At 47.8% G+C, this 10525-nt stretch carries 13 protein-coding genes; all 13 read left to right on the forward strand.

From position 1 onward, the window contains the following. On the forward strand, positions 1–1664 hold a 1664-nt coding region (locus C7R94_RS28340), incomplete at its 5' end, for a methyl-accepting chemotaxis protein (RefSeq protein ID WP_106785888.1). 144 nt (positions 1665–1808) lie between these two features. Beyond that, positions 1809–2993, forward strand: coding sequence for a D-alanyl-D-alanine carboxypeptidase family protein (locus C7R94_RS28345; RefSeq protein WP_106785889.1), 1185 nt, complete (start codon positions 1809–1811; stop codon positions 2991–2993). A 147-nt stretch (positions 2994–3140) separates the two neighbouring features. Then, complete coding sequence (gene spoIIAA, locus C7R94_RS28350; protein ID WP_106785890.1) at positions 3141–3491, forward strand: anti-sigma F factor antagonist; 351 nt, start codon at positions 3141–3143, stop codon at positions 3489–3491. Further along, positions 3491–3940: an anti-sigma F factor gene (spoIIAB, locus tag C7R94_RS28355; protein WP_007724107.1), complete on the forward strand. Its 450-nt coding sequence runs from the start codon at positions 3491–3493 to the stop codon at positions 3938–3940. The genes spoIIAA and spoIIAB overlap by 1 nt, the downstream gene beginning before the upstream one ends. 11 nt (positions 3941–3951) lie before the next feature. Further along, positions 3952–4707: an RNA polymerase sporulation sigma factor SigF gene (sigF, locus tag C7R94_RS28360; RefSeq protein ID WP_005827375.1), complete on the forward strand. Its 756-nt coding sequence runs from the start codon at positions 3952–3954 to the stop codon at positions 4705–4707. 191 nt (positions 4708–4898) lie between these two features. After that, positions 4899–5513 (forward strand): stage V sporulation protein AA, encoded by a 615-nt coding sequence (locus tag C7R94_RS28365; protein WP_106785891.1) that lies wholly within the window; start codon positions 4899–4901, stop codon positions 5511–5513. Then, a complete protein-coding gene (locus tag C7R94_RS28370; protein WP_106785892.1) occupies positions 5510–5929 on the forward strand; it encodes a stage V sporulation protein AB in 420 nt (139 codons plus the stop codon). The genes C7R94_RS28365 and C7R94_RS28370 overlap by 4 nt, the downstream gene beginning before the upstream one ends. An 81-nt stretch (positions 5930–6010) precedes the next feature. Then, a complete protein-coding gene (gene spoVAC / locus C7R94_RS28375; RefSeq protein WP_047068907.1) occupies positions 6011–6496 on the forward strand; it encodes a stage V sporulation protein AC in 486 nt (161 codons plus the stop codon). A 13-nt stretch (positions 6497–6509) separates the two neighbouring features. Continuing rightward, positions 6510–7535, forward strand: coding sequence for a stage V sporulation protein AD (gene spoVAD / locus C7R94_RS28380; RefSeq protein WP_106785893.1), 1026 nt, complete (start codon positions 6510–6512; stop codon positions 7533–7535). After that, the gene (gene spoVAE / locus C7R94_RS28385) at positions 7535–7885 is read left to right on the forward strand and encodes a stage V sporulation protein AE (RefSeq protein WP_106785894.1); all 351 of its coding nucleotides are present in this window, start codon (positions 7535–7537) and stop codon (positions 7883–7885) included. The genes spoVAD and spoVAE overlap by 1 nt, the downstream gene beginning before the upstream one ends. 29 nt (positions 7886–7914) lie before the next feature. Further along, the gene (gene spoVAEA / locus C7R94_RS28390) at positions 7915–8529 is read left to right on the forward strand and encodes a stage V sporulation protein SpoVABEA (protein WP_047068911.1); all 615 of its coding nucleotides are present in this window, start codon (positions 7915–7917) and stop codon (positions 8527–8529) included. Further along, the gene (locus C7R94_RS28395; protein WP_106785895.1) at positions 8483–9952 is read left to right on the forward strand and encodes a spore germination protein; all 1470 of its coding nucleotides are present in this window, start codon (positions 8483–8485) and stop codon (positions 9950–9952) included. Before spoVAEA ends, C7R94_RS28395 begins: the two co-directional genes overlap by 47 nt. A gap of 179 nt (positions 9953–10131) precedes the next feature. After that, a partial coding sequence (locus C7R94_RS28400) for a diaminopimelate decarboxylase family protein (RefSeq protein ID WP_483296252.1) occupies positions 10132–10525 on the forward strand: 394 nt, incomplete at its 3' end.

Raw genomic sequence — 10525 nt, forward strand, 5'->3', positions numbered from 1 at the left:
CGACTACCGGGAAATCCTTGTATTCCTTGACCGGGACAAATGAGATTGACTTCAAGCAAAAGCAGTACTTCCAAAGAGCACTAACGACGAAATCCTTGGTTATTTCTGATGAAGAAATCGTTGAAGGCAGCAACAAGAGTTTTCTTTATATTGCGACACCCATTGGGGAAAAGGCCGACGATACGAGCCGTTTGTTCGTTGTTGGCTTTACGATTGATCAAATGATTCAAAAGATCCCTGAGATCTCTTTCATGGAGAATGGCTACGCTTTTGTCGTTCGACAAGATGGTTTGGTTGTCGCCCATCAAAATCCGAACAACAACAACAAGCTCGTGCTGGCTGGCGACAAAGATTATGAAGAGATGCTTGCCCTGATGAAGCATGAGACAAGTAACAGCTTATTGTACTCGGATCATGGTATTGATTCATTTGCAGCTTTTGCACCAATTCCGATGTTGAAATGGAATGTGGTTTTGTCCACGGGAACCGACGAGGTGTATGGTGAAGTAGACGGAATGTGGCTGTACTTCGTACTCTTCAGCTTGCCGATCATCGGCCTCTCGGTTTGGGCGATCTGGTGGTTTGCGAAACGGATTCGGCTTTCCTTGTTTGCGATAGCCCGGGATATGGATCAAATCGGCGCCGGACATTTTAATATCAACGTAAAGGTAAACGGCAATGACGAGCTGGCTATGGTTGGCCGCAAAATGAATGACATGGCTGCTGAACTTCGCAAGCTGATTGCCCTAGTACAGGGACAAGCAACACAACTGAACGTAGCGACAGATGAGCTGACACTTTTTGCGCAAGAGAACAAAGGTGCCATTAACGTCATTACGGATAATATTTCAACGATTGCCCAACGTGTTTCTACGCAGACGAATGAGGTGCAAGCAACGGCCAATACCGTCTCGGAAATATCGGAAGGCGTTGAACAGGTAGCAGTGGCTGCCGAATCTACATCGGTTGCCACGACCCGTACGTTTGAGAGAGCGCAAGGCGGAATGGAGTTAGTGGAGAACGTAATCAATACGGTAAGACGTGCCACTGGTGAGGTAGAACGTACGGCTGGGCAAATGCACAGTCTTCGTGAGAGGGCTCGTGAAATTACGAGCATCGTCGAAATGATTACGAGTATTGCATCGCAGACGAATCTGCTGGCGCTGAATGCAGCTATTGAGGCTGCCCGTGCTGGAGATGCTGGACGAGGCTTCTCGGTTGTAGCCAGCGAGGTTCGCAAGCTTGCAGAGGACAGCAGCTCCTTCTCTGAGCGTATCGCTGCCATTGCCCATTCGATCAATGATGAGGCAATGGATATGAGCAAGCATATGGACGAGATCGTTACCATGGTGAGCGGAGGCTTGCAGTCAGTAGAGTCTGTGGGTACTGCTTTCCAAAATATCGTGGCAGAGATTCAATCGGCTGCAGAGCAGAGCGAATCAATGACGGCGACCTCGGAAGAAATGGCGGCAGGTAATCAGGTTGTGACGAACTCCATGCAGCGTCTTGCCACTATGTCAGATGAAATTAGTGAATCCATCTCAGGTGTGGTAGAGACAGTGGATGAACAATTGAATTCGATTGCACGCATTAATGAAAACGTAGAGCAATTGAAAAAAATGGCGGACGAGCTAACGCAAAATGTGAGCCGCTTCGTCATTTAGGAAAGTGTCCCTTCTGTTAGTAGCAGAAGGGATTTTTTTGTCTAACCAGATGTGCTTTCGAGAAGATAATCTTGCCGTTTTTGTGTGAATATTTTCCTTTCATGATGGTGAGAATAAAACCATGAATGGAGGGAAGAGACTGCTATGAAACGGAATGGATACCTCGCTCTATGCTTCGTTATGTGCTTTACCATCTTTTCTCCGATGGCTATTGCCAAAGAAAAGGCTGGACAGCAAAAGGGTGACAATCATTTTGCCCCACAAGCTTCATCCGCAGTGATGATTGAAGCGGATACGGGAACAGTCTTGTATGAAAAGAACGCCGATGAAAAAATGCCACCCGCCAGTATCACCAAAGTAATGACCATGCTTTTGATCATGGAAGCGGTGGAGCGGGGAGAGCTTAAGCTTACCGATAAGGTTCGAACAAGTGAAAGAGCAGCATCGATGGGCGGGTCGCAAATTTTTCTACAGCCCGGTGAAGAAATGACGGTAGAGGACATGATGAAAGGCATTGCAATTGCCTCAGGGAATGATGCCTCTGTCGCGATGGCTGAGCACTTGGCTGGGACAGAAGAGAGTTTTGTCGCGCGAATGAATGAACGTGCACAGCAGCTCGGCATGAAAAATACGCATTTTGTCAACTCAAATGGACTTCCTGCCGCGAATCACTACTCTTCGGCAGCAGATATTGCGATCATGTCACGTGAGCTCTTAAAGCACGAAGGCATTACAAAGTTCACCGGTACGTATCAAGACTACTTGCGAAAAGATACAGAAAGCCCCTTCTGGCTTGTGAATACGAATAAGCTAGTGCGTTTTTATGAAGGGGTCGACGGTTTGAAAACAGGGTACACAGGCGAAGCGAAATACTGTTTAACAGCGACTGCCAAACGTAACAACATGCGTGTCATTGCAGTCGTCATGGGTGAGCCTGATGTAAAAACGCGCAATAATGAAGTATCGACCATGTTCAATTACGCATTCACACACTTTCAGGTGATGCCGATGTACAAAAAGGGAGAACCTGTGCGTGCACTCGTAGTAGATAAAGGTCAGAAACCACAAATCAATGCGGTGACACCACATGCAGTTAGTTTGTTGATGAAAAAAGGTGAATCGGCCGATACCTACCAGAGGGAAATTGTCATCAATGAGGCGATTCAAGCTCCGATAGCAAAGAACCAAGTAATCGGCCACATTTTCATCCGCACGAAGGATGGCAAAGAAGTAAATCGAATTGATCTGTTCCCAGAAGATCAGGTAGATAAAGCCAACATGTGGGAGATTCTCAAGCGAACCACCAAGAGCATTTTGATTAACTACTGACAGACAGCACGAGCGCGAAAAGAATCGAGTTGCCCCGAATGGAAAGGCGCGGCTGCTCGATTTTTTTGTTCTTTTGTCGGCTGGCAGGAATTGGTTTAGCTGAGGAAGAAAGAGAGTTTCTATCAAGGGAGAAGGAGTGTGGCAGCTATGAGTTTACGAGTTGCGATGGAGACACGGCAGGATGTGCTAGTGATCCGTTTGCAAGGTGAGCTTGATCATCATACGGCAGAGGAGCTGCGCAAGAAGGCGGATGATCTTTTGCGTACCTCTACTATACGTCATATCGTGCTGAGTCTGGCTGATTTGACGTTTATGGACAGCTCTGGTATCGGGGTTATTTTGGGAAGATACAAGCAGATTTCTGCCCGATCTGGAGAAATGTACGTCTGCTCGATCAATCCTACGATCTATCGAATATTTGAGATGTCCGGGTTATTCAAAGTGATCAAGATTCGCGAAAACGAAGCGGATGCTTTGCATGTTCTGGGGGTGGCGTAATGATGGTACAGCGTAACTTTATGTCAGTGTCGTTTGCAGCATTGAGCCAAAATGAAGCATTCGCACGTGTAGCAGTTGCAGCCTTCATTTCGCAACTCGATATTACGATGGACGAGCTCGAAGAAATTAAAACCGTTATATCCGAGGCTGTTACGAATGCCATTATTCATGGTTATGACGAAAATCCAGAGGGTGTGGTACAGATCTCTGTGCGAATTCAAGAGGACAGCATTGATCTGATTGTGGAAGACAATGGACGTGGAATTGAGGACGTGGAGCAGGCGATGCAGCCACTTTATACGACGAAACCGGAGCTGGAGCGCTCTGGAATGGGCTTTACGATTATGGAGAATTTCATGGATTCTTTGGAAGTGGCAACGGTTGTGGGTAAAGGTACAACTGTGCGCCTCACCAAACGCCTGGCGTTTGCCAAAGCCTTGCAAAATTAGGGGTAGTGCCTATGGGTGCCGATATCAAAAACGCGAGTCAACCATTTCTGACCAATGACCAAGTAAAAGAGCTAATCGCCAAAAGCCAAGCTGGAGACACGGAGGCACGGGAGCTTCTCGTCAATAGCAATATTCGGCTGGTCTGGTCCGTCGTCCAGCGCTTTATCAACCGTGGATATGAAGCGGATGATTTGTTTCAGATCGGTTGTATTGGCCTTTTGAAAGCCGTAGACAAGTTTGATCTCTCCTATGATGTTCGATTCTCAACCTATGCTGTGCCGATGATTATTGGGGAAATTCAACGCTTCTTACGCGATGACGGTACAGTCAAGGTAAGTCGATCACTCAAAGAAACAGCGAATAAGGTACGACGAACAAAGGATGAGCTGTACAAGCAATTCGGTCGCGCACCCACGATTGCGGAGGTTGCGGACGCGGTGGGGATTACGCCAGAAGAAGTCGTGTTTGCTCAAGAAGCAAATCGAGCACCTTCTTCCATCCATGAAACGGTTTTTGAAAATGACGGGGATCCCATTACGTTGATCGATCAGATTGCGGATGAAGGGGTCAACAAATGGTTTGAAAAGATTGCGCTCAAGGATGCGATCAGTCGGTTGAGCGAGAGGGAACAACTCATTGTCTACCTGCGTTACTACAAGGATCAGACGCAATCGGAAGTAGCGGAGAGGCTAGGAATCTCGCAAGTACAGGTATCGCGCCTCGAGAAGCGCATTTTGCAAACGATCAAAGATCAAATTGAGCATTAACAGATGCAAACACTCCGGTCACTACGTGGCAGGGGTGTTTTGTTTTGTAATTACGACTCGACGTTTTTCATGAAACAGAATGTGGCCGCTTGCGTCAGCAAAAAAATGATCATTTCCGTTTATTTGCATGGCTTTTGTGGCTCGGCACATACTAGCGAATAATCAGGTATGTGATGGAAGGGGAAGGTACCATGAAAGACGCGTTGTTTCTGCGCCTGAGAAAGCGATTGGCCGTACAGCCACAAGCCATGATTACGCTTGGGGACATTTGCCAGCTTTACTGGGATGGAGAGCGCGAGGAAGCGTTAAATAGGATGCCCATTTACCAGACAAAGCCAACGGATGGCAACTTGATCATTATCGATATTATGCAGGTGATTAAAAGGCTGCGTTCTGTCTATCCCGACGTGGAACTGGACGTCCAGGGTTCTCCCCAAATCATTGTTGAGGTGCTCAATCCACGAAAGAAATCGAACCCGATCTTGGTGGCGATGGTGTGGCTTCTACTGTTCATTGGCTCAGGATTGGCGATCATGAATTTCCATACCGATGTCAGCATGATGCAGGTTCACGAACGAATCTACTATCTGATTACAGGTGAAAAAAGCCATCAGCCCTTGTGGATGCAAATTCCTTACTCCATCGGAATCGGCTTGGGGATGATTCTGTTTTTCAATCATATCTTCGAGAAAAAAATCAACGAAGAACCTAGTCCGCTAGAAGTGGAATTGTTTATGTATCAGCAAAGCCTGGATCAATACTACATACAAAATGAAAACAAGGAAAACCAACGGACGAAGAAATGAGTGTCATCAAGTGCTTATTGCTTATTTTGATCGGGCTGGGTGGAGGGCTTGCAGTAGGGAGCGGGCTGGTTGCGTTTATTACAGTTCTGGACATCATTCCAAGGTTGACACAATTAACAAATGCTCATCGATATATCCGCTCGCTGGAATGGGCCTTGGTGGCAGGAGCGCTTTTTTTTACGTTTATTGATTTTTTTCACTGGGGTGCTCGTTTGCCTGTTATCGTTTCTTCGATTTACGGGTTATTCGCAGGGATATTTGTGGGGACACTTGCCGCAGGCCTAACAGAGGTACTGAATGTCTTCCCGATATTAGCGAAGCGGATTCACATGGATGGCAGTCTTCTCTTTCTGTTGATGGCAGTGGTTTTGGGAAAAGTGACGGGTTCCTTACTGCAATGGCTTCTCCATCTGTGAAATGGTAAATACCACTATTCATAGGCATCTTTAGAAAAAGGAAGGATATAGGAAGAAAGCTTATAAAGGGAGTGAAAGGGCATGGCAACCAAAACAAAATCCAAAAACCCCGGATCGATGCAGATGACCAAACAGCTGTATCAACAGCAGGCTTCCAAGTTCCAGCCCAAACGAAATGTTCTGCTTAACTCGTTTCGTGCTTTCTGGGTGGGAGGGACCATATGCTTGTTGGGTCAGGCCATTCAAAATATGTATATCACCTTCTTCGGATTTACGGAGAAAACGGCAAGCAATCCGACAGTTGCGACGCTCATCTTTCTATCCGTTTTGCTCACAGGATTAGGTGTGTATGACAATATCGGGCAGTATGCCGGAGCAGGATCAGCCGTTCCTGTTACAGGCTTTGCCAACTCGATCGCTTCTGCTGCCATCGAACATCGGAGCGAAGGGTATGTGCTTGGCGTTGGGGGAAATATGTTTAAGCTCGCTGGTTCGGTCATTGTATTTGGGGTTGTTGCCGCTTTCATTGCGGGAATAATAAAGAGCCTGATCAACATGTTTTTCTAAGGGAGGGCTGTCGGTGTCAAACAATCAACCAGTGAAACGAGTCAATCGGCAAACCTGGCACTTCGATCAAAATGTTCGTCTGCAAAGCTCGGCAGTTGCTGTGGGACCAAAAGAAGGCGAAGGACCGCTGGCGCACTTGTTTGATCAAATCCACGACGATATGTATGCAGGCCAACAGACATGGGAAGACGCCGAACGCCAGCTGATGGAGGATGCAGTGAATACCTTGCTGCAAAAGGCGGGGATCACGGGCAAGGATGTAGATATCATTCTCGCCGGCGACCTGTTGAATCAGAACATCACGACCAACTTTACGGCAGAAAAGCTGGCGATGCCCCTGCTTGGCATGTACGGAGCGTGCTCAACCTCGATGCTCACACTGGCAAATGCGGCGGCTCTGGTAAACGCAGGCTATGCAAACAGGGCGATCGCTGCTTGCAGTAGCCACAATGCCACTGCGGAGAGGCAGTATCGTTATCCCACGGAATACGGAGGACAGAAGCCCCCAAGTGCCCAGTGGACAGTGACAGGAGCCGGCGCGGGATTGGTTGGGATAGGGGGAAATGGTCCGCGCATTACATATGCGACGATGGGAAAAGTAGTCGACATGGGGATTAAAGACCCGTTTGACATGGGGACGGCGATGGCGCCAGCAGCTGCTTCAACGATCCAGACGCATTTTCAAGATACGGGGCGCTCCCCAGAAACCTATGATTTGATCGTGACTGGCGACTTGGCTGCTGTCGGGTACCCGATTCTAAAGGAACTCATGTTGGCAGAAGGATACGACATGGATCAAGTCTACAATGATTGTGGGTTGATGATTTACTCCCCTGATCAGGATGTATTTGCAGGTGGGAGCGGTTGTGCAAGCAGTGCCGTGGTCACGTATAGCTACATTATTGATCAGCTCAACCGTGGGTTACTGAAAAACGTGTTGGTTTGCGCCACGGGAGCACTCTTAAGTCCGGTAAGCACTCAGCAGGGAAATTCGATACCGTGCATCGCACACGCGGTTGCGCTTGAAGGAGGCAGCTAATGGAATACCTGATTGCTTTTGTCGTAGGGGGATTGGTTTGTGTAGTAGGTCAGCTCCTTCTGGATGTTGGCAAGCTAACGCCTGCTCATGTCATGAGTACGCTGGTCGTGGCAGGAGTCTTTCTCGATTTTATCGGGGTGTATGACAGGTTTATTGATTTTGCAGGCGCAGGTGCGACTGTACCGATCACGAGCTTTGGTCACTCTTTGTATCATGGAGCCATCAGCGAGGCCGAACAACATGGGTTCATCGGTGTGGCAACGGGGATTTTTGAGGTTACGAGTGCGGGTATATCGGCTGCGATTGCATTCGGATTTTTTGCCTCACTCATTTTTAAACCCAAAGGGTAAGTCCAGGCAGTAAAAGGCGGTGACCCAGCATGGACACAGTGCGCCGGAAAGTCATAGTCGTGACAGACGGAGATCATATTGCCCAAAAAGTAATCGAGAATGTCGCTAAGCAATTTGGTGGTCGATGTATATCGCTGTCTGCGGGGAATCCGACCCCACTGCGTGGGAATCAGATAGTCGAACTGATTAAAATGACGCCATACGATCCTGTTATCGTCATGTTCGATGACAATGGAGATTACGGCAAGGGTAGAGGGGAGCGAGCACTCGAATACGTGGTGAAGCATCCTGATATCGAAGTTATCGGTGCGATTGCAGTAGCCTCGAATACACACTGGGTCAAGGGTGCGACTGTTGCTTATTCCGTAAACAACCAAGGACAAATTGTAGACGAAGCGGTGGACAAAGACGGATACGCAGACGAACAACTTCAGCATCAGATTTATGGAGATACCGTAGACATCTTGAATTCTTTGCATGTACCGAATGTCATTGGCATTGGAGATATAGGCAAAATGGAAGGCAGGGATAGTTTGCAAAACGGTTGTCCCATCACAACGAGAGCGGTGCAATGGATAATGGAAAGGAGCGGCGCTCATGGCACAGGTCACGGAAAAACGGCATCCCATCTCGACTTATCTTGAAGAGAATCAGAGGTATTTAAACGACAGACTCGGTGTTGGTAAGAGCTTTGATATTGGGGTCCATGATTTTTATGTGGGTCATACACGAATGTTGCTGTATTACATAAATGGCTTCGCAGAAAGCTTGCTCATTTCGCAAATTATGCGTGAGTTGAATGATGTGCGCGACCGTGAGCTGGCAGACGACGCTTTCGACCAGCTGTTCCACAAATTCATCCCTTTCTTTCAGCTCAGCAAGGTGGAAACAACAGACGAATTCATGGACAAATTGCTCGTCGGTCAAGTAGGGCTTATCATCGACCGATCGCGTCACGCGATCATTCTCGACGCAAAAATACTGCCAAATCGTTCACCACAGGAACCAGATACGGAGCGAATCGTTCGGGGAGCGCATGACGGATTTACAGAAGTGCTCATAACCAATACAAGTCTAACCCGGCGAAGAATTCGTGACCAACGGCTCCGTTTTGAAATCATGCAAATTGGAGAACGTACCAAAACAGACGTAGCTGTGGCTTACTTGCAGGATGTAGCGAATGAAGAGTTGGTCAACACCTTGAAGGAACGTCTGCAAAACATCCAGATAGACGGGATACCAATGGCAGAAAAAACGGTCGAAGAATTTATCATTGGGCAGACGTTGAATCCGTTCCCGCTCGTCCGCTATACGGAGCGTCCTGACGTGGCAGCGGTGCACCTGTTGGAAGGGCATGTATTGATCTATGTAGACACATCCCCGAGCGTCATGATCACACCCGCGACCTATTTTCATCACGTACAGCATGCGGAGGAGTATCGCCAAACACCGGTGATCGGTGCTTATCTGCGCTGGGTTCGTTTTTTGGGGATCTTTGCTTCGGTTTTTGTTTTGCCGGTCTGGTTGCTTTTGGTCATGCATCCTTCCATGATACCGGAGCCACTTCATTTCTTAGGGATCAAAAAGATGGGTAGCATTCCTATTTTGGCACAATTCTTGATCGCTGAGGTTGGTCTGGACTTGATGCGGATGGCCGCCATTCATACGCCTGCGCCACTCTCGATTGCCGTAGGTTTATTGGCTGCGATTCTGGTTGGGGATGTGGCGATCAAGGTAGGACTCCTTGCACCCGAGGTTATCTTGTATTTGGCAGTGGCGGCAATCGGGATGTATGCGACTCCCAGTTATGAGTTGAGCTTGGCCAATCGACTTATTCGCTTGTTTCTGCTTCTCATGGTGGGCTTTTTCTCTACACCGGGACTGATGATCGGACTTACGCTCATCCTGGTTTTCTTGGCTTCCACCCGTTCGCTCAATACGCCTTACTTATGGCCGTTCATTCCATTCAACTACAAAGGGATGAAGGATATTGTGGTACGGCTGGCTGTGCCAAGCAAAAACAACAGGCCGAGTATCGTTCGCTCGCAAAATTCCTCCCGGCAATAATATTCTGAAAACGGATGACATCACCCATTGTCAAACGCACAACCTTGTAGTAAATTGTAGGGAAGCCTTACGAACAAAAGTTTCTGTATGGCAACTGACGCTCCTTGTTGGTTGCCTTTCTCTATAAAAAATTGTCTATTTACATCATCGGTGCGAATGAATTGGGGAGGAAACGGAACATGTACTTACACGGGACAAGTCGAGTGAATGAACAAGGAAACTTGGAAATCGGAGGCTGCGATACGACACAGCTAGCTGCTACTTACGGAACACCTTTATATGTGTATGACGAACAACAAATTCGCACCAAATGCCGGGAATTTGTCAATGCGTTTCACAATACGGGTTTTTCGTTCCAGGTTGCTTACGCGAGCAAAGCTTTTTGCACGATGGCGATGTGCAAGCTGGTTGAAGAGGAAGGCTTGTCACTCGATGTAGTATCTGGCGGCGAATTATACACGGCTCTGCAAGCTGGATTCCCCGTAGAGCGCATCCATTTTCATGGCAACAACAAATCTCGTGATGAGTTAATCATGGCGCTTGATGCCAAAATTGGCTGTTTCGTTGTGGACA

Origin of the sequence: Brevibacillus sp. NRRL NRS-603 (assembly GCF_003013445.1) — a bacterium.
In the GTDB taxonomy this organism is placed as follows: Bacteria; Bacillota; Bacilli; order Brevibacillales; family Brevibacillaceae; genus Brevibacillus; species Brevibacillus formosus.